15 protein-coding genes and 5 pseudogenes are annotated in these 25,030 nt (G+C 68.0%); 11 read left to right on the top strand and 9 right to left on the bottom strand.

Annotation, left to right across the window (positions count from 1 at the left end):
- The first annotated feature begins 122 nt into the window (after positions 1 to 122).
- On the top strand, positions 123 to 1,130 hold the full coding sequence (locus IE109_RS31015; RefSeq protein WP_229891780.1) for a hypothetical protein: 1,008 nt from the start codon (positions 123 to 125) through the stop codon (positions 1,128 to 1,130).
- Positions 1,127 to 1,408, top strand: coding sequence for a hypothetical protein (locus tag IE109_RS33490; RefSeq protein ID WP_229891778.1), 282 nt, complete (start codon positions 1,127 to 1,129; stop codon positions 1,406 to 1,408). The genes IE109_RS31015 and IE109_RS33490 overlap by 4 nt, the downstream gene beginning before the upstream one ends.
- Positions 1,409 to 1,602: 194 nt before the next feature.
- Here the strand turns inward: IE109_RS33490 and IE109_RS31010 are convergent.
- Together IE109_RS31010 and IE109_RS31005 are read right to left on the bottom strand one after the other, a co-directional pair.
- Positions 1,603 to 2,610: pseudogene (locus IE109_RS31010) on the bottom strand (PP2C family protein-serine/threonine phosphatase); the annotation flags it as partial.
- An 802-nt stretch (positions 2,611 to 3,412) separates the two neighbouring features.
- Entirely contained in the window at positions 3,413 to 8,827 is a 5,415-nt protein-coding gene (locus IE109_RS31005; protein WP_189554699.1) for a sacsin N-terminal ATP-binding-like domain-containing protein, read from the bottom strand.
- Between the two features lie 74 nt (positions 8,828 to 8,901).
- Between IE109_RS31005 and IE109_RS31000 the strand changes: the two genes are divergently transcribed.
- The 4 genes and pseudogenes from IE109_RS31000 to IE109_RS30985 form a co-directional block, all read left to right on the top strand.
- Positions 8,902 to 9,990, top strand: a complete 1,089-nt coding sequence (locus IE109_RS31000) for a tyrosine-type recombinase/integrase (protein WP_229891776.1) — start codon at positions 8,902 to 8,904, stop codon at positions 9,988 to 9,990.
- A gap of 72 nt (positions 9,991 to 10,062) precedes the next feature.
- The gene (locus tag IE109_RS30995) at positions 10,063 to 10,902 is read left to right on the top strand and encodes a BRCT domain-containing protein (RefSeq protein WP_229891774.1); all 840 of its coding nucleotides are present in this window, start codon (positions 10,063 to 10,065) and stop codon (positions 10,900 to 10,902) included.
- A 183-nt stretch (positions 10,903 to 11,085) separates the two neighbouring features.
- Entirely contained in the window at positions 11,086 to 11,691 is a 606-nt protein-coding gene (locus tag IE109_RS30990) for a hypothetical protein (protein WP_189554697.1), read from the top strand.
- Positions 11,692 to 12,073: 382 nt separating this feature from the next.
- Positions 12,074 to 12,719 (top strand): annotated as a pseudogene (locus IE109_RS30985) (DUF5655 domain-containing protein); the annotation flags it as partial.
- A gap of 464 nt (positions 12,720 to 13,183) precedes the next feature.
- On the opposite strand, the gene IE109_RS30980 reads toward IE109_RS30985, so the two are convergent.
- Complete coding sequence (locus IE109_RS30980) at positions 13,184 to 13,651, bottom strand: NUDIX hydrolase (protein ID WP_189554696.1); 468 nt, start codon at positions 13,649 to 13,651, stop codon at positions 13,184 to 13,186.
- A 405-nt stretch (positions 13,652 to 14,056) separates the two neighbouring features.
- Here IE109_RS30980 and IE109_RS30975 point away from each other — a divergent pair, with 405 nt between their 5' ends.
- Positions 14,057 to 14,362, top strand: coding sequence for a hypothetical protein (locus IE109_RS30975; RefSeq protein ID WP_189554695.1), 306 nt, complete (start codon positions 14,057 to 14,059; stop codon positions 14,360 to 14,362).
- Positions 14,363 to 14,559: 197 nt separating this feature from the next.
- Here the strand turns inward: IE109_RS30975 and IE109_RS30970 are convergent, their stop codons facing one another.
- The gene (locus IE109_RS30970; RefSeq protein ID WP_189554694.1) at positions 14,560 to 14,742 is read right to left on the bottom strand and encodes a hypothetical protein; all 183 of its coding nucleotides are present in this window, start codon (positions 14,740 to 14,742) and stop codon (positions 14,560 to 14,562) included.
- 262 nt (positions 14,743 to 15,004) lie between these two features.
- On the opposite strand from IE109_RS30970, the gene IE109_RS30965 reads away from it, so the two are divergent.
- Positions 15,005 to 18,013 (top strand): hypothetical protein, encoded by a 3,009-nt coding sequence (locus IE109_RS30965; RefSeq protein ID WP_189554693.1) that lies wholly within the window; start codon positions 15,005 to 15,007, stop codon positions 18,011 to 18,013.
- Between the two features lie 177 nt (positions 18,014 to 18,190).
- On the opposite strand, the pseudogene IE109_RS30960 reads toward IE109_RS30965, so the two are convergent.
- Positions 18,191 to 18,619: pseudogene (locus tag IE109_RS30960) on the bottom strand (hypothetical protein); the annotation flags it as partial.
- A gap of 119 nt (positions 18,620 to 18,738) precedes the next feature.
- Here IE109_RS30960 and IE109_RS30955 point away from each other — a divergent pair.
- Both IE109_RS30955 and IE109_RS30950 read left to right on the top strand, forming a co-directional pair.
- The gene (locus tag IE109_RS30955; protein ID WP_189554691.1) at positions 18,739 to 19,455 is read left to right on the top strand and encodes a DUF4839 domain-containing protein; all 717 of its coding nucleotides are present in this window, start codon (positions 18,739 to 18,741) and stop codon (positions 19,453 to 19,455) included.
- Positions 19,456 to 19,576: 121 nt separating this feature from the next.
- Complete coding sequence (locus IE109_RS30950) at positions 19,577 to 20,185, top strand: HhH-GDP family DNA glycosylase (RefSeq protein ID WP_189554690.1); 609 nt, start codon at positions 19,577 to 19,579, stop codon at positions 20,183 to 20,185.
- A gap of 351 nt (positions 20,186 to 20,536) precedes the next feature.
- On the opposite strand, the gene IE109_RS30945 is transcribed toward IE109_RS30950, so the two are convergent.
- Together IE109_RS30945 and IE109_RS30940 are read right to left on the bottom strand one after the other, a co-directional pair.
- The gene (locus IE109_RS30945; protein ID WP_189554689.1) at positions 20,537 to 21,520 is read right to left on the bottom strand and encodes a hypothetical protein; all 984 of its coding nucleotides are present in this window, start codon (positions 21,518 to 21,520) and stop codon (positions 20,537 to 20,539) included.
- A 238-nt stretch (positions 21,521 to 21,758) separates the two neighbouring features.
- A pseudogene (locus tag IE109_RS30940) lies at positions 21,759 to 22,287 on the bottom strand (transposase family protein); the annotation flags it as partial.
- 128 nt (positions 22,288 to 22,415) lie between these two features.
- Here IE109_RS30940 and IE109_RS30935 point away from each other — a divergent pair.
- The gene (locus IE109_RS30935) at positions 22,416 to 23,354 is read left to right on the top strand and encodes a hypothetical protein (protein ID WP_189554688.1); all 939 of its coding nucleotides are present in this window, start codon (positions 22,416 to 22,418) and stop codon (positions 23,352 to 23,354) included.
- Positions 23,355 to 23,395: 41 nt separating this feature from the next.
- Here IE109_RS30935 and IE109_RS30930 read toward each other — a convergent pair whose 3' ends face one another.
- The gene (locus IE109_RS30930) at positions 23,396 to 24,097 is read right to left on the bottom strand and encodes a hypothetical protein (protein ID WP_229891770.1); all 702 of its coding nucleotides are present in this window, start codon (positions 24,095 to 24,097) and stop codon (positions 23,396 to 23,398) included.
- 83 nt (positions 24,098 to 24,180) lie between these two features.
- Positions 24,181 to 24,495, bottom strand: a pseudogene (locus IE109_RS30925) (transposase family protein); the annotation flags it as partial.
- Between the last annotated feature and the right edge of the window lie 535 nt (positions 24,496 to 25,030).

Here is a 25,030-nt window from a genome sequence, read left to right as displayed (position 1 = left end):
ATTGTGGAGCACGGCGATGCGCGAGCGCGCTGTGAGGAGCTGACGGCCCAGTGGGGCGAGGGCGGAATGATGACCCGTCCTGTCTTCATCGTCCAGGACGCCGGCGCTGCCAAGCACCGCCGATGACCGCCTCTGTTCCGCCGCTCGACGACGTCACAGGAGCGCGCCAGGAGCTGACCGTCGTGCTGCCTGTACGGCTGTTGCGCGTCCCCGAGTGGTCCGAAGGGCCCTTCCCCTTTGAAATGGGCAACCGCCGCACCGACGCCCGGATCCGGTCGACGTACTTCACTCCCGCTTCCGCCCGTGCGCTGTACGGGGCGCCGGGAAGACCCTGCCGCTGGCACCTGCCGCTCGACGTCAAGCACGATGGCATGCGTCTGCTCGGAATGGAACTGCTCCGCGCGGCCACGGCCCGCAAGCCCCAACACGCGCTCGCCGTGCTGCACTTCACGGTGGAAAGGCCCCTGCTGCCCGTGGTGCGGGCCCTGGCCGGGCGGCTGCCGCGTGAAGCCGACGCACCGCTTTCCGGACCGTTCGACCCGGCCCGGCTGCTCGACGGGGTCGCCGCCCTTCGCGCGGCCGACGCGCCGTCCTTCGACGCCCGGCCCTACACCATCGCCTTCCTGAGCCCTGCGGGGCAGCACGCCCCGGCCCTTCGCGCCAGCCTCGAAGGTGAACTGCCCGCCACCGCGGACCGTTGGCTGTGGCAGTTGGCGTCACGCTCCACTCCGGAGGACTTCCCCCTGCCGCCCGAGACCGCTGGTGAGCAGCTCAAGGACACCGTCAGGATCTCGGCGGACTGGAGCGCCTTGGTACTGCGTCAGGGGACCGCTTTCCTCGGCCACCGGACAGACACAGGGGAGGGTGACTTCTTCACCTACGGTGCGCTGCACTCCCGTACCGTCTATCTCGACGCTCTGCTCCTAGGGGCTTGCAACGCGATCACATCGACGAGCTCACCGACGAGCTCTCCGAGGTATTCGTCTCGCCCCGGCCGGCACGTCGCCTCTCGGCATTGGAGAGGAACATCGCGGCCTTCCGCAGCACCTACTGGCGGCAGCACCTCACTGCCCACGGCACGGCGAACGATCTGCTGCTCGCCTTCCAGAACCAGCACCGGCTGCCCGTGAGATTCAACGAGATCCTCGCCGAAGCAGCCGACTACAGCAGGCTCGTGCAGACGCAGGAGAGCCAGCAGATCAGCGGAGCGCTGGGCGTCCTGACCATATTCGGCCTGCCTCTCGGTACGGCGCTCGGCATCCTGCAGGTCCTCGATGACCATTCCGTGGCACACCTGTACATCGCGCTCGCCCTCTCGATCGCCGTCACAGCGGCAGTACTCACCACCCGGTACGGGCGCCTGGTCCTGTCGTCACTACGTGGCGGGGAAGGCAAACCAAGGCCGTAAGGGATCCCGTTGCATACGGTCGCCGGGCCTTCCGTGCGGGAGAGAAGTCGACGTGCGGGCGGGGTCTCGGAGGCGGGGCCAGGGGCCGTGGATCATGGCTGGATCATGGACGCCAAGGTGGGGCGGCTGTCGTCAGAGCAGTGGCTGTTCGGTCCAGATGATCTTGCAGTCGGAGGTGTAGCGGGTCCCCAGCGTGCGGTGAGCTGGGCGACGAGGAGAACTACGTCGTCGCTCGGGCGGGTGGGCAGCAGGGCGTCGAGGGCCGCCTCGCAGGTGTCCTCCACGGCCCGGCCGGCGCAGGCCAGGACGGTACGGAGCTGGTCCGGGCCGGTGTCGATGTCCCGGTGCCGGTCCTCGACGAGGCCGTCGGTGTAGAGGACCAGCTGGCTGCCCTCGGCCAGTTCCAGCTCGACCGTCTCGAAGGGCATGCCGCCGAGGCCGGGCGGCGATCCCGAGGGCAGGTCGACGAAGTCCACGTCACCGTCGGGGCCGACGATCGCGGGCATGGGGTGCCCGGCGCGGGTGAGGGTGCAGTGCCGGGACGCCGGGTCGTAGACGGCGTACAGGCAGGTCGCGCCGATGATGGTGGAGTCCTGGTGGGTGTTTTCCACCGCCCAGCCCTCGCCCCGGTCGAGACGTGCGACCAGGTCGCCCGGGGGCAGGTCCAAGGAGCAGAAGTTGTCGACGGCGGTGCACAGCCGGCCCATGGTCGCGGCGGCGTGCCGACCGTGGCCGACGACGTCCCCGACGACCAGTGCGACGCGGGCGCCGGAGAGCGGGATCACGTCGAATCAGTCGCCGCCTACCCCCGCCTGCGCGGACGGGTAGCGGTACGCGACCTCGACCGCGCTCTGGTCGGGGCGGCCTCGGGGCAGCAGGCTGCGCTGCAGGGCGAGGGCGGTGTCGTGTTCGCGGGTGTAGCGGCGGGCGTTGTCGATGCAGATCGTCGCGCGGCCGACCAGTTCCTGGGCCAGGGACAGGCCGTCGTCCTCGAACGGGGCGGGCTGCTCCGAGCGGTAGAAGCTGACGACCCCGAGGGTCACGCCGCGTGCTCGCAGGGGCACCGTGATCAGGGAGTGGACGCCCGCCACCAGTGCCCGTTCGAGCCGTGCGAGGTCCTGGGCGAGCCAGCCGCCTGCCTCGGCGAGGACGGGTTCGAGCACTGACCGCCCGGTCTCCTAGCTGCGCGCCCGGGGTGCGGAGGCGACCTACTGGACCGGGCCGCTGTACTTCGGGGGTGCTGTGCGTCATGACGCTCGTTTGACGCTCTGGGCTCCTGCCGACTGGATAACGAGCCGAGAAATGGCCTCTGACCTGCGACTTTCCGAGACTTGCTCAATCCGATAGCTTTCGATGACGCATCATGTGGAGTGTGTTGCCATCCTTGAACCGGTCGCAAAGGGCGCCTGACCTGCGGTTTCGTGCGTGCGCATTATGTGCGGTGTGGGCGTTACGGGCGATATCTTGACGCTGAAATGACGCTCGTGACGCTCATTCTGACGGGGTGTCAGGCGAACTGTTGGGCAGGTCAGGCCCTGTCGGGTGGCGTATATCGATGGAGCGCCGAGGGCGGGCGACGTTCTGCGCGGAGCTGCTGGTTCCGGGTGATCACTTGTCCCGGAAGAGACCAGCCACGCCGTGACCTGCATGAATGCCCTTTCGGTTGTTTCACGCTCGTACTGGCTGATGCGGCCGGAAGTCCAGGGAAAGTCCCAGAGAACTCCCACGGGAGGAGCCACTCTTTCGGCTCTGTACAGGGCATGCGAGTGCGCTGTGGGTTGGTGATCGTGGATCGACGGTCTGGCCCGAATGAACGGCAACGCGCACTGCTCGAACGGCTCGCAGCCGGTGATGAGCATCCCGCAGCCTGGGTGTCGGGGGATTGGCGGTCGGCTTATGCCTTGCGTGATCGAGGGTCCCGACGTCTCGCCGCCAACCGTGCACGAGCTCGCTGAACTTGACGTTCAACCCCGACTCATTTCGCGCTGGAGTTGAACGTCAAGGTCACAGCAGGTACGAGAAGCGCAGTGCCCCGCCCTCCTCGCGGTAGCGGCCCCGGCCGCGCTTTCCGTAGGGGTTGGGGAGCATCTGGATGGCCATCTTGTGAGGGGTGAGGGCGTGTGTGACCACTAGGAGGCGCCAGCGGTCGTTGCCCGCGTGCTGGCGGGCCGCGCGGACCTCGCTTTCTCCCAGCTCGAAGCGGCCGCCTTCGCCCCCGGTCGCCTTCACCTCGTACAGGTAGGGCCGGCTGCCGGAGCCGACGCGGAAGTCGAAGCCGAGGCCGTCGTCGCCGGACGGGCCGGGGAAGGCTTTGCGGCGGTTGCCCGACACCCAGCCGGTCTCGTCCATGCGGTCCGGGTAGCACACACACAGCCACTGGTACGCGTACCACTCGCCCACGTAGCCGATGGCCTCCCGCTGGGCCGTGGTCAGCCCGCTGTCCGTGCCGCCCCCGTGCCGCCGCCCGCGCGTGTGACTGCTGGCCTGGGCGCGCCCGGTCTGGGGACGGGGGTCCGTGAAGCGGAGCGGCCCGGCGGCGGTGATGCCCGGCGCCGAGCCGCTCTGCAGTACCCGGTCGAGTTCGCGGGTGAGGGCGGTGAAGTCGCCTGAGTGCACGTCGAAGTCGCGGCCGCCGACGGAGATCGACCGCCGTTTGCGCTCCCGTTCGCGGCGCTCGTGTTCCGCCGCGTTGCGCACCCGGTCCAGGTCGCCCTCGGACAGCCCGTGCCGTTCGGGATCCGTCGCCATCGCCATCCCGTCGGGCCACTGGCCGAGGGCCGCAAGCCAGCCGACGACGTCGGTGGGGGACAGGGGTCGGAAGTCCAGCGCGCCCGCGGCTTCCAGCCGCGCGGTGACCTCCTCGGCGGGCTCGACTCCGGTCAGGGCCGTGGGCAACGGGTGTCCGGCAGCCCTGACCAGGACTGCGAGGTCGGCGGCCAGGCCGGTGATCGTACGGAGGTTCGCGCCGCGTACCTGGTCAGGGGCGGGCAGGCGTTCGCCCGACCGGGGCAACGGCACCGCGCGGCCCAGGCGCAGCGCCAGCTGCTCCTCCACGTGCGCCTCCAGGCTCCCCGTGTCGGCCGTGTCCACGGTGTACGTCCATGCCTCCGGCGCGGTGATCCAGTCCAGGGCCAGGACCGAGGACCAGTCGGGCATCGGACGGCGCGCGTCGAAGTCCTCCAGCACCGCCCAGCGCAGCCGGTTGACGAGCTCCTTCTTGCGCAGGTCCAGGTAGGTGCGGAGCGCCTCCTCGTGCTCGTCGGCGTGGCTGATCGGTTCCAGGGGCGGGTTCATCGCGGGCAGGGTGTCGTTTAGCTCGGCGAATCCGATGCCCAGGTCGCGCCGCAGTTCGTCCGTACCGCGGGCCGCGCGGGCCCTGGCGATGAACTCGGATACGGGGACCGGGAGCTCGGCGGCGTACTCCTCGAGGTGAGCCTGGAACTCCCGGGTGTCGCCGGGCGGCGGCAGGAACAGAGAGTTCGCGGCCTCCGTGCCGAGCAGGTGGACGAGGAAAGGCCGGCAGCGCTCTAGGACCACGCCGATGGCCCCGTCGATCCGGCGACTCGTCTCCTCGACCTGGTGGACCGTGACTTCCAGGGCGTCGGCGAGCTCCTCCTGGCCCGGGTCGCGCAGGTCAGCGTGGCGGGAGGCGAGCTGGTGGGCGGCGAGGCGCAGCCGGTCGCCGAACTCCCGCCGTCCCAGCAGCTCGGCGACCGCCACGACGATGCGGGTGGTCTCGTGCCAGCCCGGCTCGCCTGCCGGGGCGAGGACGAGCGGATGCTTCGGATCGGGCAGCGGCAGCACTCCGCCGAGGCGGCCCGGCAACGTCACGGGCCGGCCGTCGAGCTCGATGTCCCAGGAGCGGTAGCGGTGCAGACATACGCTCCGGACCAGGGACGTCAGCTCGCTCAGCTCGGCCTCGCTCGCCCGGGGGCCGCGCGCCAGGTGGTCGGCGAGGACGCCCACGGCCAGCGTGAGCCAGGGCAGCTGTTGGACCAGTGGCTCTCCCATGGCCGCGGGGTTAACCCGTGCGCCGTCCACGGTCACCGTGAACATCAGGTCGTCGGTGTGCCGGACGGTGGTGGGGTGGTCGGCCGCCAGCAGCGCGGCGGCCTCCGCCGAGACACCGGGAAGGGTGAGTAGGGGGCGCGCCATCTCCCGTATCAACAGGGGCGTCAGGCTGTCGCGTTCACCGCTGACGTAGAGCACGGTCCCGGCATCACCATCGCCATCGCTCTCCCCGCCGCCCAGGGCGGACAGCGGAACGCTGATCAGCCGGTCCTCGGACTCAGCGAGCAGACTGGCGCCCTTGGGCAGTGCGGGACGGGGCCGCCTCACGAGGTGCCTCCACGCGCGTTCGTTTGCGCGCTGCGCGGCGGGCCGGTCCTCGGCCCCCAGCGCGCCCTCCGCCGCGAGCTGTCCCAGCGCGGCGATGAGGCGGTCACTGTCCCGGGGGTCGTCCCAGGTCGGCAGCCGCATTTCCCGCAGGCGGTCGCCAGCCTTCCCGCGTTCCAGGAGGTGGCGCAGCCGATGGTCGACGGTCGGCGCGTACGAGGGCTCCTCCTCCAGCCCGGGCGGGCAGTGCCAGGCGTCGGCCGGCCGGACGAACCGGACGGCCCGGTCGCGGCCCCGCACTGGGAGCCACGGCTGCTCTCGGACGAAGGCGCCGAGCGGGGTCGGGACCCGTTCCGTGTCCGGGGGACTCTGGCTGCCGGCACTGGTCCAGACGCTGGCGAACCTCGTGTCCTCCCAGCTGGCTAGGCCGTGCAGGACAAGCCGTGCGTACGCCAGCCGGGCCTCCTGGCCGAGGCGTCCGACGACGTCCTGGCCGGGGAGCTGCCAGGCGGGGGTTCCCCGGTACGGTGTCCGGGGGTAGTAGACACCGGGCCAGTGGACGTAGGGCGCCCACTGCTCCTGCACCTCGGCAGACACCTTCGCCATGCGGACCAGCTGCCGAGCGCTGAGCTCCCGGCCTTGGTCTACCTGCCTCAAGGCGTCGGAGGAACTGACCGGGACCAGCCCGTCGGCCACCCCGGCCTCCCGCAGGAACGCCCGCCACTCCTCGGTCTCGCCCCGCTTGGCAAACTCCTCGGGCGCGGCGAGGAGGCGGCCGGCGATCGCCTTGAGGCTCTTGGACACGTCCTGCCCGGCGGCGACCACCGCCGCCAGGTCCTCACCGACGGACGCGCGGCCCCAGCCCCGGCCGAAGACGGCGTCGCTCGCCTTGATCAGCCGGCCGTCCGCCGACGGTACGTACAGTTCTAGCGAGGAGATTTCCGTCCCGCCCAGCGAACGCCTCGGCTGCCACAGCTGGAAGACGAACCGCAGGGTCTGGAGCCGCAGCCGCCGATCGGTGCTCGCGCTGAGCGCCTGCCGCACGTGGTCCAGCAGGCCCCTCGTGTCGTACGGCCGGACGAGCCCTTCCTGCTCGAGGAAGGCGCGGGCGGCCCGCCCGCGCGTACGCTCGCCGCGGTCCTTCCAGACCAGCCCCGGGTGCAGGGAGAACAACCGCTTGCCGAGCAGGGCGGGGACGGACGGGGCCTCGGTTTGGTTCGCCTCCGTACGCACCGGCTGGAAGAACGCCTCGAGGCGGGCACCCTGACCGCTCGCCTTGCCCTGTGTACGTGTACTTGTGCCCGTCCCCGCCCTGTCGAGGGGACGGTTGGTGTCCCGCAGTGTGCAGTCCTCCGCGAGCAGCAACTGCCTGCCGTGCAGGACGTGCCCGTCGTCCTCGAAGAGGGCGGCCAGGTCCTCGTACAGCGCACTCCACTGCTCCGGGGACTCACCGGACCGGGGGAGAGGAAGGCCCCCGACGATCCGTTCCACGTACTCGGCGAGGATCTCCGGGCCCGGCTCCCACGGGCACGCGAGGGCCTTGCACAAGGTGGCCAGCCGTTTCAGCCGGTCGCCGCCGATCTCGGGGTCCGCCACCACGACCCCGGCCTCGTACGCACGGTGTGCCGTGAGGACGGCCAGGTCGAGGTCCGGCCACAGGACCGCGCCCCGGGGCGGGGCCCAGCCCGCCTCCGGCGGGGCGCCGTCGGGGGCGAGCACGGGCACGAGCGGTACGTCGGCGAGTTCGCTCCCGTGCACGCGCAGAGCGGCCGCGCGCAGCCGCCCCGCAGAGCCCTTCTCACTCTCCCAGCTCACCAGGTCCACGGCGAGCTGCCCCATCGACGGCTCGGGCACGGTACGCAGTACCGCGGCGGCCGCCAGACAGGTCTCGGCGACCGCGTCGAGCAGCAGCACGTTGAGGGGGTTGTCGGAGGGAAGCCCGGTGCGGTCGAACTTGGTGAAGAACGGGGCGTTCACGTGCCCCGGGAACGGTGCGGCCTGGTCCTCGCTCATCGGCAGGAAGGTGTAGATCTGCCCCCGTCGCGGTCGGCGCGGGGCGGGCAGCGGGAGCGCGACCTCGACGACGGCGGACCGCTTCCACTCCTGCCACGTGTCGTCGAGGAGCCCGGAACCCACGGCCTCGGCGAGCGTGCTGTTCAGCCGTTCCTTCTCCACGGTGCCCCGGGCTACGAGAAAGGTGCCAGACGGCCCCAGGTCCACGGTCGCGCAGGAGACGGGGAATCCGTGCCCGGCGCCGTCCTGCTCCACATCGAAGCGCTCCTCGGAGCGGGTCAGCTCGTACCGCTCGTGCGCCTCTTGGAGGTCGCCCGACTCGCCATCGGCAGCCCGCCGTTCCAGCGTCAGGCCAGCGAGCCGGTCGAGGAACAGCATCACGGGTACCTTCGCCCCGGCGAGCTCGCGCATCCGCAGCCGGACCTCGGCCCGTGCGGCCTCGCTCAGCAAGGGCAGCCGGACGATGGTTACGTACCCCTGGGCGGCGAGCTGCCGGCAGGTCGCGGGCACATCGTCCAGCGGCAGGGGCGCCTGGAGCGGGGGATACTTGGCGGCCACCTCGTGGGCGTTGTCCTCACCGGCGAGGAACTCCTCCACGTCGACCTTCTGCGCAAAGCGGAAGCAGTACCCGTCCAATTCCGGGCCGAGCGGGCTGTCGGGGTCTGTGCTGTAGATCTCGGGCGCGTCGCTGATCAGCAAGATGCTGCGGAACCCGACGCCCTTGTTCCCGATGCCCTCACCGACCTCCTTCGAGCTCTGCGCGAGCTCGCAGACCCGCTCGACGTCCCGCCAGGTGAAGGGCGTGCCGCCGTTGGCGACGTACAACGTCCCCCACTCGCCCTCCGCCTCGTCCAGCAGGACGTGGACCCGTCCGTCGCGGCGGTCCCTCGGATGCGCGTCGTAGCCGTTCTGCAGCAACTCGAAGAGCGAGCGGCCGGCGTACTCCCGCGCGCTCGTGTACGACACGGCGTTCACCTGCCGTGCCATGCGCAGGACTTGCTCCGACCGGGCCCCCTCCAGCACAGACCGGCCGTACTCCCGCAGCTGCTCGGCCCGGGCGTTCCTCGCCATGGTTCTCCCCTCACCTCAGCGTGATGAGGACGGTATCCCGTCGCACTGACATCGGGGGGCGCGAGGAGCACCGTGTGGAGCGCGGCTCGGAGCTGAGCTCGACGTTTTGGTCCACCGTCGAACGGGGCAGGATCTGGGCCGACGACCCGAACACCGGAAAACGCCGCGATCTGGGACTCGAGGAGGAGAGAGCCTTCTGGACCTGGGCCGTAGTCGAGGTCCTGCGGGCCACCGGCATCCGCATCGAGGAACTGCTGGAACTCAGCCACCACAGCCTGGTCCAATACCGGCTGCCCACCACCGGTGAACTTGTCCCCCTCCTTCAGATCGTCCCGTCCAAGACGGACACCGAGCGGCTGCTGCTGGTCAGCCCCGAGCTCGCCGACGTCCTCAGCGCGATCATCTGCCGAGCCCGGGAGGCCACCGGCGCCGTTCCTCTGGTCCGCTCCTACCACCGCCGCGAATGCGCGTGGCAGGAGCCGGCCCCGCTGCTGTTCCAACGACGCATCCGGAATGAGGACGGCGCGTTCACTGATGAAACCGTTCGCACCATGCTCGACGAGGCCCTCACCGACACGGGCCTGACCGACGTCACCGAGGCCCCGCTTCGCTACACACCGCACGACTTTCGCCGGCTGTTCATCACCGATGCGATCCTCAACGGGCTGCCGCCGCACATTGTCCAGGTGATCGCTGGCCACCAGGACATCAACGTCACTCTCGGTTACAAAGCCGTCTACCCCGAAGAAGCGATCCAGGCGCACCTGGCCTTCCTCGCCCGCCGAAGGTCCCTCCGCCCGAGCGAGGAATACCGCGTCCCCACCGACGAGGAATGGCAAGAGTTCCTCGGCCACTTCGAGCGGCACAAAGTCTCCTTCGGAGCATGCGGCCGCCCGTTCGGCACCCCCTGCATTCACGAACACGCCTGCGTCCGCTGCCCGATGCTCTGGCCTGACCCCGCCCAGCGTGACCGTCTCGTCGAGATCCGCGACAACCTCGTCACCCGCACCGCCGAGGCCGAACGCGAAGGGTGGCTTGGCGAGATGGAAGGGCTGCAAGTCAGCCTCGCCGGAGCGGAGGAGAAGCTCACCCAACTCGAACGGCGGCCATCCCGCGTCGTTGTCGACCTCGGCATTCCCGTCAGCAGGACCCCATCCTCATGACGGCCGCCCGAGGCCCGCACACCTTGGTGCCGCCATGCGGCAAGATACGGCGAGGACATAGAGGGGGGTCTCATGGACGGCAAACTCTGCGATGGCTGGGTTCACTCGCTCAATGGTCAGACACTCTGTTTCACGGGCAAAGTGCTCATCGATGGCGCATGGACCGTCCGAAAGGACTGCGAGGAGATAGCCCAACAGCTCGGCGCAAGCTGGAAGTCGGACTTCTCGCGCAAGATCACAGTCTTCGTACATGGCGATCTCGCCAGCCAGGCTGTGACCGACCCGCACCGCGAGTACAGCAAGAAGCTCGTGCGCGCCGCATGGGAACGCGACCGCGGATACCACGTATGCGTCGTGGACGGGGATGGCTTCGCTGACCTGATCGACGGACATCCCGCGCGCTGCCGAGAGCTGCAACGGGCGCACGGCATCGACGACCACGTCCTTGTCCTTCCTCAGACTGGAGACGGGATCTTGGGCGGCCCGCTTCAGCAACACAGAGTCGGTCGCCACGAGCCTGGTGCACTGGCGCTCGACCTTGCCCACCTCGACAAGGGCACGGAAGCACACGAGTCGACTATCGCGGCACTCATCGAGCACCTGGCACGCCAGCACGTCGAACTCCGCGGACACGCTCGCAATGCTCCCCGCTTCGACGCGGGCTGGTCACGCGGCGACGATGTCTTTATCGCCGAGGTCAAGAGTTTGACTGGCGCAAGCGAAGACCAGCAGATTCGACTAGGGATCGGACAGGTCCTCTACTATGCCCACCAACTTCAACTGGCGAGGACACGCGGTCGAGTGCGTCCCGTCCTGGTATTGGAGAAACAGCCGACCGACCCCAGGTGGACGTCACTCGCGGAGACTAGCGGGATCCTACTCACATGGGCCCCCGACTTCGCTGGGTGCTGAAGTCCCGCACGACAAACCTGTCCGAGGTCACTTGCAGTGCCAAATCAGCTGCAACAGCAGGAGATCCGCGGCACATGGACTTTGATCGTTCTCCTGCCGCATCAACCCCGCAAGCGGTACGTTCTATGCGCCCGACGCACATCACCGGGCAATCTCGTCATACGCGGAGGTGGATCACAGATCATGAGACTCGTGGACGATCTCACTCTGGAGCGCGGCACCTCCCTGCAGGAGAAGCCGGGTACGACTTGCACTGGGGTCCCAGCGAAGGGCCCGGCCGTTGAGTGGGAACTACGCCTTCCCGGCCGCCCGTTGTTGACAGTGCACGACACCCGCTGGGACAACGGCGAACGAGATCTCGTGCTCTACCAGCCCACGGTCGTCCCCGAAATCCCCGCGGCGCTATCCAACCTGCACAACCGGCTGCGCGTCGGCATCGCTCGCGCGCCGGGAAATACAACCACCCTGCGCATCATGGCCTTCCCAGCCTGGGTGGACGGAGAACGCCCCAGGATCAAGAAGTCCCTCACCACAGCTCAGCTGGCAGCCAAGTACGGTCTCCAGCAGTTGCGTGACCTGACCGCGCGTCCGGGCGTTGCTCTGCACTCGGCGGGCGGCCATGTCGACGTTCCAGGGTGCGACGTGGATGATCCGCAGGACGAGATACGCATCCAGCACGCCTTGTCCTTCCCAGCCGAGGACGATGAGACACCCGTGATCGCCTTCACCCACCTACGCGTGGTGCCCGTTCTCCGCCATGTCGGCTGGCTTTCCATGGTCGCCGTGTAACACACGGCGCTGGACGTCAGGCGCGTACGTCGCCTGCCTGCGCAGCGACCATGAGACGCACAGCGCCTGACAATGAGGGGGTACCCGTGAGTGATCACCGACCGAGCCAGCGCGTCAGTCTGGAGAAAGCGATCCGCGCGCTTCGCGGCCTATGGGACACCCAGCGCGCGCATACCACACTGCGCGACGCCGGTCATGAGCCAGAGGAAAAGCACACGCGGCAGATTCTCCGCGATCTCGCGAGCAGCGGCCTACTGGTCAAGGTGCAGGACCGGCCGGTCCTATACCGCACAGAGCCTATGAACGAGTGAGGCAGGCCCTCACGCGGCACGGGGCCCGAAGGGAGGTTGGTGTACTGGACCGTACCGCCCAGTTCAGAGAAGGTGTGATCAATCAGGGCCTGTACTACATGGCCTGGCTCACCGCGCGCAGCAGCGCCTTCGACAGCCTGGTCCGCGACCGGCTCGGGGTACCAGCCGCGGCCCAGGTCCGGTGGAGCGCACCTAGGCTGATCTGCATTGCCGGGGACTTCACCCGCTATGACGCCCACGCCGTACGTGAGCACCGGCGCAGCATCGACCTGGTCCGCTACCGGTACTTCGGCAACGACCTCATCGGGCTTGAGACCGTGGCTTCGGTTACCGGGCAGCCGGGTGCGAGCCGACGGACTCGCCGGCGCACGGGCGTGCTCCCGGCAACCCGAAGAGCACAGGGGCCATGACGGAGCTGGCCGAGGCTGTCGACGATGTTCTCCTCGGCCTTGGGGACGGCGTCACCCGTGTCCAGCGCAAGCAGTACGCGGCCTATCAGCGGCTGCGGAACTTCGCCTGCGTCATACCGCCCCAGCAGGCCAAGGTGCTGGTCTACCTGAAGGCGGACCCCAAAGGGGTGGATCTCGTGCCCGGGTTCACACGGGACGTGAAGGGGCTCGGCCACCACGGCACGGGCGACCTGGAGGTGCAGCTGCGCACCTGGCGTGACGGGAGCGCGCCCTGGACCTGTTCAGGCTCAGCTACGCCGCGGCGTAGCGGCTTCATGGCGGGAAAGACGGCAGAGCCAGCTATTCGGTTGTGAATGGTCGTTGTCTGCTGGCCTTTCGCAGTGACGGCTATGGGCGTGGCGGTGGACTACTAATGGTGCGGCGGAGTCCCGGTTTCGGTAACCGGGACTCCGCCGCTATATTGCTCGCCCGGGACGGTACTCCGGCGTGATGGGGGTGCGGACTCTGGGCTCCAACGAGGCTGGCCGGATGAGCCGGATCTGCGTGCGGTGCGCCTTAGGGATCCTTCCTCTCAACGCCGTTGGAGAACGGCGGAGAACCTTTCACCGTCCCCATGGTCTGGACGCTTCCCGCTTCGACCAAATAGTTCGCTCACTGATCACGTCATGGCCGGCGGCTTCCGCGGACAGCCCATACCGGTGGTGACGTTACAACTGGCGGCGTCTTGCCTATTCGCAGGGCCGCTGAGACTGGCAATGGTGTACGCCGATCTCACGCCTTTCGTACCGGCGTATCCAGGATGGAGGCAATCGCCTGGGTGTTGGTGGCGATGAAATCGGCCAACTGCGATGGCATCAGATTCAGTTCGCGGAGGGCATCGCAGGTGAACGGGACCCGGACGACCTCGTAGTCGCCTCTTTTCGGTATGCTGAATTCCGTGCCGGTCCGCGCGGTCAGGTCCATCGCCACTAGGCGGGCAGCGAAGATGTACTGGACGCCGATGCCGCCGTTGAGTTGGTCGGTGATCAGGTAGACGAGTTCAGCGCAGTCCACTGTGCCGCCGAGTTCCTCGAACACCTCGCGGTGAAGGGCCGCTTCGATGGTGTCGTCGTCGGCTTCTACGCCGCCTCCGACCGTCACCCAGTACGGTTCCCGGCCCGGCTTGGTGCGCTTGATCAGGACAAGTTCCTCGCCGTCGAGGAGGATGGCGCGGGCGCTGCGCCTTACGACGTCGGACATGGTGTGGGTTCCTTCTGGTCGCGGTACGGCAAGCACCGGGTCGGAGTGCCGCCTGGCGGCGACCGGATCTCCAGCCCGACGGACTCAGTAGTTGTTGTCTTTCCGATCTCGAGAGATGCGCGTCGAACGGGAGTCCCGATTGGGTGACCGTGGGGCGCTGGGCGCATACGGACAGGGCCTCCTGAACCGCTCGTTGGTGTCGAAGCACCGAGCAGCAGGAGGCCCTGATGCAGCAGTCCTGCGTGCCGATGGCCGGGCAGTCCAGCGCGGTCACCTGGGAGTGTGACTGCCTGGCTCACCGGTTCGGAAACGCCGCCGACAACGGGACGCGGCAGCCGCGCTACCCGACGGACATGACGGATGGGGAGTGGGCCCGGGTCCGCCCGATACTGCCGGTGCCGGTGCATGCGCATCGACGTGTCCATGGGAACGTTCGGCCCGGGCGTCGACCAGGAGGGAGAGACCGTCCCCGGCGCGATGGCCATCTACCCCTACAGCGCCATCCCGGGAGTGGTCGACCCCGACACCGACCGCGGCGAGCGGCCCTTCGCCTGGTTCAACTACTTCCTCAGCGAGGGCGGATGCGTCGTCATCGATGAGCGCCCCGGCGTCGGGCTCTGGCCCACGGGCGTACGGCACGACGATGCCCTCTTCTGCGAGACCGGAGTCACCGGAACCTTCGGCGACGACGACGTCCCGCCCTGCCCGTAGAACGCAGCAGACCAGCCGTCCTCCCAGGGCGTCGACCGAGAGGCTCTCCAGCTGATCGCCCGCCGTGAGAGTGAGATGGTCTCCCTGCCCCGGCAGGAAGCCGCCGAGGACGGGAGGATGGCCGGCGGACGGTATGACAACGCGGCCGCTGACCGCGCGACGTGACGGAGTGTCTGTCAAGCCAGGGGTATGCCTGGTCATCTGTAGGCGGCGACAGCAGCGAAATAGATGCCCAGACCGGTGGCCGCGGTGCCCGCGCCGGTAAGAATCGCCTGACAGACGCCGGCGCCAGAACGCTGGGCCAGCAGGCTTGCGGCGATCGCAAGGTTGAGGGCGGTGGACAGGGCAAGCAGCAGGGCAAGGATTTGTAGCGGGCTCATCGCCGGAACTCCCCGATGGACAGTGACGGCCCGGGCGGGCCGTACTTGATGTGCACGACGCTGCCTGTCCAACCGTCCGTCCCACAGGAATCTGATCGCGGCTGACCAAACCCGCTGGTGGCGTTAGGGTTTCACGCCACGGGACGGTGCGTGTCCACCGGCGTCCACGGCCAGGGTGGACACGCCACGCCGGGGGGTACCGTGAGTGTCAGGGGGCGCTGTGATGAGCGGACAGAGGGCGCAGGATTCTGGTTTCGCTGCGATGCTCGCCGAACTGGAGGCGTTCCGCGCCGGTCCTCTGCAGGGCCAACCGTCGCACCGCGAACTGGCCAGAGTCGCAGGGGTTGCGCCGACCACGATCGGGAACTGGCTGCGCAAAAAACAGTTCCCCCAAGTTATTGATCCCCTCCTAGCGCTGGTGCGGGCAGTTCAGGCACGGGCCGACCGCGTGGGGCAGGCCGGCGAGCCCGCGGCAGCATTCCTGCATCCTCAGACGTGGCGCCGGGCCTACGAGGCCGAGGCCCGCCGACGTGCAGAAGTCACAAGCACGGCGGTCCTAGCGGGGCACGGTCGGACGGCCCTGGAAGGGATACTGCCGGGACTGCCCCTGTCGGAAGTGGTTGATCCGTTCTACCTGGAGGTGCACCGCTCGATCGCCTCCCCGGTTACTGGCCTGCCGATGCTGCCGGCGTATGTGCCTCGTGAGCACGACCGTGTGCTCGCCGAGGTGGTGGCCCAGGCCGCCGGCGGGGCCAGCCAGATCGCGGTGCTGGTGGGCGGCTCCTCCACCGGGAAGACCCGCGCCTGCTGGGAGGCCCTCGCCCCGCTGCGTGAGAGCAACGAGCCGTGGAGGCTGTGGCATCCCATCGCCCCTACCCGCCCCGACGCTGTCCTGGCCGACCTCGCGGACCTCGCCCCGCACACGGTCGTGTGGCTGAACGAGGCGCAGTTCTATCTGACCGCGGACCGGCTCGGGGAACAGGTTGCAGCGGAACTTCGCACCCTGCTGCGGGACCGCAGGCGGGGCCCCGTGCTGGTGCTGGCCACCCTCTGGCCCAACTACTGGGACGCTCTGACAGCCCGCGCCGGCCGGGAGTTGCACCCCCAGGCCCGGGAGTTGCTGGACGGACATCGAATCGGCGTTCCGGATGCCTTCACAGCAGCCGACTTGACTGCGCTGCACGGCACCGTCGACCGTGACCCCCGGCTCGGTGAGGCCGCCGCGCATGCCACGGACGGTCAGATCACCCAGTACCTGGCCGGAGTTCAAGTCCTCCTGAACCGCTATCAGAATGCCGCCCCACCCGCCACGAAGGCACTCATCCACGCGGCGATGGACGCCCGCCGACTTGGCGCCGGACCACGGATCCCTCTGGCCTGGCTGACTCAGGCCGCTCCCGGCTACCTCACGGAAACCGAGTGGGACCATACCGGCGAAGATTGGTTGGAACAGGCCCTCGACTACGCCACGAAGCCGTGCAACGGCGTCCCCGGCATCCTCACCCCCGTCAAAGCCGGCAGCTCCCGCAACCAGCGCACCCCCAGAGCAAACCGAACCGAGGACGCCTCCGCTGTTCAGGGACCGCTGTACCGGCTGGCTGATTACCTAGAGCAGAAAGGGCGCCGGGAACGAGCGGAGCAGATCCCACCCATCGACTTCTGGACTGCCGCCGCCGCCCACGCCCATCGCGCCGATCTGGCCGTACTCGGAGACGCCGCTCGGGCTCGCGGCCTCTACCGGGACGCTGCGCAACTCCACAAGCATGCCACCGTCCATGGCGCATCGTTTGCCCCGACGGACCTAGTCCGCAGCCTCCACGACCTGCATCCCGCCGACCAGCGCCCCGCCGAATGGGCGGCTGCCCATGTCGCTGTCGACCGCCCCTATGCCACCGCTGGGGTGCTGATCGTCCTGTGGAGATTCGGAGTACGGGAACTGGTCACAGACCTAGCAAAACGGGCCTCCGCCCACGCCGCCCTCGACAACCCGGGCGCCGTGGCCACGCTGTTGGAGACCCTGCGGGTGGTGGGGGCCCACGACCAGGTGGCGATGCTGCTGGCCCGCGATCCTGCGTCGCAGGTCGCTCTCGACGCCCTGGGCGACGTGTGCGAACTGTTGGACATACTGGTGAAAGTCGCGGCAAAGGAGCAGATCACGGTCCTGATCGATCGCATCGCAACGACGGCCGCCCTCGACGACCCACTAGCGCCGTTCACCATGCCCGAGGTGCTGGTGAGGCTGCAGGAACTTGAGGCAGAGGAGCAGATCAGGGTTCTGATCGATCGCATCGCGACGACGGCCGCCCTCGACGAGCCGTACACCGTTGCTTGGCTGCTGGACGCGCTGCTGGATTTCGGGACGCAAGAACAGGTTGCCACCCTGTTGGCCCGCAAACCCGCCGCGCACGCCTCCCTCAACAGCCCGGGCGCCGTCGCCGTACTGATGAACAGTCTGCGCAAGGCCAGGGCGCACGAGCAGGTCGCAGACCTGGCCACATGGGCAGCCGCGCATATCACCCTCGTAGGGCCGCTCACCGTAGGTCGCCTGCTGGGAGTGCTGCAGGAGGCCGGGGCGCGCGAACAGGTTGCGACGTTGTTGGCCCGTAAACCCGCCGCGCACGTCGCCCTCGACGACCCACAATCCGTGTCCATCCTGCTGGCCGGACTGCGCTCTGCCGGGGCGCAAGAAGAAATCGCTGTATTGATGGCCCGTACCCCAGCCGCGCACGTCGCCCTCGATGACCCGGGCGCCCTAACCATCCTGCTGCACAGACTCAAAGGGATGGGGGCACAGGATCAAGCCACGCTTCTCGCCGACCGGGCCGCCACTCACGTCACCCTCGGCGACCTTCACAACGTGGCCGTACTGCTGAACTGGTTGCATGACGCCGGCGCGCACGCGCAGGTCACAACCCTGGCTAAACGGGCCGCCGCGGACGCCGCCCTCGACAACCCGCACACCGTACGTGAGTTGCTGGAGGCGCTTGGAAAGGTCAAGGCCCATGAGCAGGTCACAACCCTGGCTAAACGGGCCGCCGCGGACGCCGCCCTCGACAACCGGCACACCGTGCCTCGTCTGTTGGAGGTGGTGCTGCCCGCGCTCAAGGCGGCAAGGGCAGGAGAACACATTGCGGTTTTGACCGAGAGGCTTCCGGGCTCAGGATGCTTCGATTCGTTCATCAGGTTCGGTGACCACGGAACGCGGTTCAGGTCCGGGCGGGAACCGGATGGACGCCCAGCTGACCCCTGGTCATGGCAAGAGCTTGAGTGATCTGCACTGACAGCCCTATCGTGCCGTACTCCCCGAGCCCGGTGCGAGCACGGTGGTGCCGGCGGAAGCGAAGACGACCCAGGGCCCTTCACGAACACGACGCTGGTTGCCGTGCAGCGGTACCTGGACGGGGGCCCGATCCTTTCGTTCGACGGTTGGCCAGAGGCCGGATGACGGTCAGTGCGGGCGGCTGCCGTGGGGGCGTTGCCCGGCGTCGCCAAGCTCAGCAATGAGCCGCGCAGCTTCCTTCCTGGCCGGCTTCAGCAGAGGATCCTCGGGATGCGCGTGCGGCCCTGCGACCTTCGCGCAGAAGAACAGAGCCATCAGCAGGCCGGACCTGCTCTCCAAGTCCGGCCGACGCTCGCTCCACACACGCTCCGCGAGGGCCGGGACGGCGAGGGAATAGCCCCATGGCGTTGCCGCGTCCAGCCCGCGTGGCGCCATGCCCCAGTCCTCCCAGTCGATCATGCATAACTCCGGGCCGGTCACGTTCGCCCACGTCAGGTCGGCATGGGCCGGCCGCCACTCCTCCACCATGGTGTCGGTCACCTCGGGAAAGACCTCCCCAAGAGTTCTTGTCACCAGCTCCTGCGTGATTACACGCGTTCAGCGTGCTGCGGATGCCGGTGATGATCAGACAGTTCGTGACACCGGGCTCCTCGTGGAGTCATCTATGCTCGCGCCCAGTTGGTATGACCAGTTCGCTTCAGGGGGCGGGGAGCCGCATGGTCGATGAGATCAAGTACGAGTACAAGGCCGTGCGGACGATTCGGGGCACCGACGGTTTGGTGATCTCGAAGATGCAGAAGGACGGATGGGAGCTCGTGGAACAGCTCCCAGGCAGACTTCGCACCACCCTCAACTTCCGTCGGCCGAAAAGGCCACTACCGTGGCGTCTGATTGGGGCGGGGGCTGCCGTCCTCGTGGTCTTGGCCGCCATCATCGGCACTGGCGTTGCGCTCGGCGACGGAGATGAGGAGAAGGGCGCGTCAGCCAGTTCGACGGCCAGCAGCGAGAAGCCTTCCCTTACGCCGCCCGCAGACGAGCCGACTGCCGCTGAGGAAATCACGGCGCAGAACAATCCCGAGTTCGCAGCGTTGTTGAAGGCGGACCCGTGTGACGAAGCGAACGTGAACTTCGCAACCAAGCACGAGGGGCGGACAGTCGCCTTCGACGGGTCAATCAGGCACATGGCGGCCCACTCGGATGACCGGACCCGCTACGACTTCCTTCTCGGCCCGGGCGACAAGGGGCCGCAGACGACGGACGGCCCGAACTTCAAGTACGAGGACGTCAACACCGGAAACCTCCACCTGACCGGCAAGGAGGTCCCTGCCACCATTGCAGTTGGCGACAAGTTCCGCTTCATTGCCGAGGTGATCGAGTTCAACACGGTCCAGTGCCTATTCCGCCTCGCCCCGGTCTCGACGGAGACCCGGTAGCCGAAGTGGGCAGCCTCCCATCATGGAGGGAGCTGCCCGATGGAACGGCCCCCTGCTCCATCCATTCGAGAGTTTTGAACTTTCCCACCAGCTTGCCAGACGGCAGCGCCATCCTTGACCCATGCTCGCATCCAGCCCTGCCCAGCGGCTCGCCGACCACGTTCGACACCTCCTTGGCAGCGGACCGTTTCTCCAGCCCGGCGGATGGACCCACATGGGTGCTGTCATCTGCGACGTCAGCTTCCAGCCACGGTGCAACTACGAGAGGACTCTCCGACCGCGGCTCCTCCATTTGCAACTGAGCTGGGCTGATGCAAGACCAGTCCGCGGCTTCCAGCGCCGGCTCGTCACGGAAGACCTTGCCGTGGCCATGAAGTTCAACCACGCACAGAAGGTCGCGACGGCTCACGCCATCACCGACCTCCTCGCTGCCGATGGGGTCGATACCCGCGAGGACCTTCACACCTGGCTCGATCATCAGGCCAATCGCGCCGCTCTACGCACGGTGAAGGGAGTGGGGCCGAAGAGCATCGACTACATAGGCAATCTCGTCGGCCGTTCGCACGTCGCCGTTGACGTACATCTGCGCGCCTTTGCCGTGGATGCTGGTGTTCCGGACCTCCCATACGACCAGTTGCGCGCAGTGTATGAGGAAGCCGCCGCGCTTCTCGGGCACGACAAAGGCGGGCTGGAGCATGCCGTTTGGCGGCATAGGTCGAAGGCCACGTAGCCACCCAGCGGGCCTGGCCGTTGTAGGTGCGGGTTACAGCAGGCTGATCGCTCGTGGATGATGCGCGGCCGAGTTCGCGGACCATGTCTCCGGTCTTCTCCTCCCACCAGCTAGCGAAGATCCTGCGGTGGCACCATCGAGGCCAGGCGGAACCGTCCTGTGGCCGGGGAAATTACCGTGATCCCGTGCGTCGGGTCACCTGTTCGATTCGTTATGCAGCTGGAGTCGCGAGACCTGCCCGTTCCCGGCGGGCAGGGGCACCACGGAGCAGTCGAGCCGGACCCCGTGGACGGGCGTTCAGTCGAGCGGACTGGACGCCCGTCCCGGCCATGGCTTGGGTCCGGGCGAACGTCAGCAGCGGAATCCGTGGGTCGTGCCCCGGGGCTCGACGTCGGTGTAAGGCTTGAACCACTCGTCCCACAAGTCATCTTCGGCCACGTCTGCTTCCAGGAAGTCGTGCGCCCTCTCGCTGACGTCGAGCAGCCCGCTCTCATTAGCGAGGAACTCCCAGTCGTAGTCGAACCGAGAGGCCGGAAGGGTTTGGTAGACCTCGTCCGCGCATACGGATTCGATACTGAACCCGCCGATGCTGCTCACGGCATGGCCGAATAGCACGCTCTCGGCCAGGCAGCGCGGTTCCGGGATGCCACCGGCGAGCAGATCGGCCGCGAGGTCGTAGTACGCGCGAGCGCAGTGAAGCAGGAACCAGTTCGACTGGGCCTCCGCACTGACCGGAACGCTTTCTTCCCAAAAGTCGGGGTCATAAGCGGCGAGGTACGTCTTGTCCGCAAGGTCCTTCAGCTGCCGATGGAGAACGAATGCGGACCTGGGCGTTACACCAACACCGCCGCAGTCCCCGCAGCCGCGCCCCCGGGGGGACGAGTCGCAGACAGTGCACTTTGCGCAGTCCTCGTCCACAGTGCAGCCGCCGTTCCGGCAGCTCCCGCAGTCGGTAGCGCTGAAAAGCGAGAACACGGCCGCGTTGCGCTGTCCCAGGCTCTCCGTAACGGCCCGCGCGGTTCTGCGCGCAGCCTGGGCCCGTGGGGCGTCACCATTTGCGTCCTCGATCTCCTCCGCGATGTCAGTGATTGCCCTCCTGAGGGGGCCAGGCAGGGAAGCCGAACACCGGTGAACCTTCGCGAGGGCGCCTGTTCCTCCCTGGAGAGCCGCATTGAGTGTGAGGGTGAGCAGCTGGGATTCGTCGCGATCCTCGAACGTCCCGATCTTCGAGAGCTCCGGTCCGCGGGGTGTCCCCCGCATGCTGAACAGGATGGCGCCGTTGCCCTTGGGCTGGGTCAGGAAGAAGAGATGCGACGGTGCGGAACGTGCCGGCATGGCTGAGCCTCCGAGTGGTGCGCGCGGGCATCGAGCGCGGGCACGGTAGGGAACACCGCCGCAGGCTCGTGCCTACTACGTGAAAGATGAGGTGAGAGACAAGCCGGTGATCCGGGTGCGTCCGCAGACTCCTTGGCTGAAGCGCAGCTGGTGATCTGGCTACGAGCGAGACCCCGTTGCTGGCACGCGGAAACCTGCCACAGAAGTGGCTGGGAATGCCAGTGAGCCTTTGCCAACCTCACGTTGAGGGGTAGTGAAGGACGGGGACGGCCTTCACGAAGTCGGTGCTCCGGTTGGTGCCGCAGCGGAGCTTCCGCAGGAGGCGCCAGCGCTTCAAGACGGCCATGGCCTGCTCGCCGACGCACCGGATCTTGGCGTGGCTGTTGTTGCGCCGTCGCTGCCAGCGCTTGAGCCGACGGCCCCGGAAGGGGACTCGGATGTGCCGTCCGGCGCCTTGGTACCGCCTTGTCCGCCCAGCACTTCAGTCCCGCGGCGGCGAGTGCGTCGACGATCCCGCGCTAGCGGGCAGCGGTCAGGTCTTGGGTGGAGCCGGGTAGGGCCGGGGAAGCCCACAGCAGTCGGCCGAATGTGAGGACCTGAACGTTCATGCCGTGCCGTTTGTGTTTGCCCGAGTAGTACGGGGTGTCGACGGTGATCTTGTCGATGGGCAGCAGTGTGCCGTCCAGGATGACGCACGCCTTGGCTGTGGCGGTCTTCATGGCCTCGGCCAGGGTCGGGGCGCGGGCGGCCAGGACCTCGATGGCCTCGCGCCGGGCCGCGCCCGCGACCTGACCGGTCGCTTCGGGATGCCCAACTGCCCAGTGCCGTCAAAGCGGTGGCGCGCCGACAGAAGCAGGATATAACCTACTCTCCAATCCAGAGAAGAGGAGTCGCCGTGGCGACGCGGGTTGACTTTAATTTCGGTGACGACGGAAGCCAGGAGAGCGTCGTCATCTCCTCCGACCAGCTCGCCCGAGTGGTGCGCGCCGCACTGCAAGACAAGGTGCTCCTGTCGGAGCAGGCCGCGCCTCATGACCTGTGGCGGGACATCGAAGCCGTAACCAGACTGCTGGAGGGCCTGGAGGATTGGCGGGAGAGGGCCATCGTGGCGGTCGACGAAAGCGGCACCGTGGACCGGAGCGCCCTTGGCATCGCCGCGAGCATGGGCGCGGCAAAGCTGTACGACCTGCTGGAACGGCACGGCCGGCCACGCAATCAGACACGGCTGACTCAGGTGGAGGTGCTGGAGAGCCGGGTGACCTGCGAGGACGGAGAGTGGGACCCGGCCCGCGTCGTCGCCACCATGAACAGCTACGGCTGGGAGACCGACGACAAGCGGGCCCGCGCACTGCTGCGGGCGCTGACCGAGCAGGAGGTGCTGGAAAAGATTCCGAACCGAGGCGGACGCGCCGTCTACCAGGTCGTAAGCCCTCGGGACTGGCTGTACTGCCTGGACCCGGAACGCGACACGATCGAGAATGGCCCCTCCACCCCAGCGCGGGTCGCGAGGCTGGCGCGCGAAGACTCCGGTCCGACCGAGTGGTGGCTCGGGAAGCCGCTGAAGCGGATGAGGGACGGCGACCGGCTGTGGATCTACTTCGGCGGGGTCGAAGGAAAGATCGCGGCGATGGCGCATGTGAAGTCGTCGCCGCGACCGGCGCCGATCGGTTCGCAAAAGCCGTACGAGTTCGACGCCGAACTGGACCTGAAGGCGACCACGGCTCTGTCCAAGTCGCCTGTACGGCTTGAGGAGATGGAGCAGAAGCACCCGCAGGCATGCGGGGAGATGCGGGCGGCGGACGTGAAGCTGGCCGAAGCGCGTGCCGGCCTCTGACCGCCCCTCCCGCTGGGCGCGCACCGCACCGCGGTGCGTGCTCAGCTCTTGAGGGCTTGCTCGATCCGCTCGAAGTCCTCAGGGCTGAAGTTGCCCCGGCTGATCTGCACGCTCCGGTTTTGTTTCGGTGTCACCACATTCGGATACGACGCCAGCTCCGGCACGGCGATCTTCCAGGTGGCCGCGATGCGCCCGAGGACGATCACCGCGTCACGGGACATGGCGCGGCGCACCAGGTAGAAGGCGAAGGACTGGGAGGGCAGTGTGTACGGGATCGGCCGCCACGATTGCGAATGGTAGCCGTGGAACTGCACGGCAAGGATCTGCCGGGCGAGTTCGTCGTGACTGTGCCCCTGCTTCGTCAGGCCGTTCAGGGTCCGGGACCACCACCGGAGTCCTGGATGGTCTTTGTCGGGGTGCGTCAGGAAGTGGTTGGGGGTCCCGCCGGCGTTCGCGATGTGTTGCAGGGTTCGCTCGGTCACGCCGGGCCGGGCGTAGGCGGCCGGGTCTGCGTCGCTCACGCCTGGGTTGGCCAGCAGCATGACCAGGGGCGCGTCGTGGAGGCCGATGAACGGTTCCGGCGGGAGTGTCAGGTTGAGCTGGTACGGCGCGTGCGAGGGGTGGACTTGGGTGTCGGCGAGGGCTTGCAAGTGCGGCAGGTCTTCGGGGACCGCGTACGGTGCGTTCCTGGTCGTGCGGGTCCACGGATTGAGCACCTGATCCCCCGCTATCCGCGTCGTCATGGCATGCAAGCCTACGAGCATCCTGCGAGCGGACCGTCACCGTGCCGGCCAGCCATCGGCGCAGGGAGCCCTTCCCATCCTGATCAGGTGGCGAGTTCGAGGGCAATGACGGCACGGACAGCGGCTGTGATCCGGGTGGTGCTGCAGCGGAGTTTCAGCAGGAGCCGCCAAGACTTGAGGATGGCCATGGCGCGTTCGCCGAGGCTGCGGATCTTGGCGTGATCGCGATTGTGGCGTCGGCGCCAGCCGCGCAGGTTCTTGCCACGGATCGGGACACGGATCGCAGGGCCGGCGCCCTGGTACGCCTTGTCGGCCCAGCACTTGATGTCGTCTGCGGCGAGGGCGGCGGGTATGCCGTGGGTCCGGGCCGCGGTCAGGTCGTGTGTGGCTCCCGGCAGTTCACGAATCCTGAGCTGGGGTGAACATTGTTCGATCCCTCGACTCCAGCCCCCTCCACCCTGATGTCCTGGTTCCTGGCGTTGCTCCGGCCGTTCGGCCCCGTCCTGCAGACCGTGTCGTCGCAGTGCCAGATCGGAGGCGCAGCTCGATGCTCGTGCCGCCGCGCATCGTCATAATGACCTCGCGGGTCCATGCCGGGGACAGGATGTTGACGCTGTCGATCACCACCGTCCGCTCTCCGATCACCGCGATCTTCTGGTGCATGACTTTGACGGGGACGATTGTGTGGACGACGGCCCGCAGGTCCGCGATGAGGCTCTGGCTGTCCGGGCGGGCTTGGAGCTACTCCTGTCGGGGTGGTGTGGGCTGGAGGGCATGCCTCCACTCTGGGGCCGGAGTTGTGGCACGGGGCACAAGGAGCCAGCTGGCCTCTGGAGTTAGCGGGATGGAGCCTGCGGGGGCAACTGGTCGTGCCAGCCCCGTCTGGCCCGAGTGGGCGGGATGGGCTATCGACCGTGACGCTCGTTTGACGCT

Origin of the sequence: Streptomyces lavendofoliae (assembly GCF_014649735.1) — a bacterium.
In the GTDB taxonomy this organism is placed as follows: domain Bacteria; phylum Actinomycetota; class Actinomycetes; order Streptomycetales; family Streptomycetaceae; genus Streptomyces; species Streptomyces lavendofoliae.
Note: the sequence above shows the minus strand (reverse complement) of the source record. Positions and strands in the feature narration are given on the sequence as shown.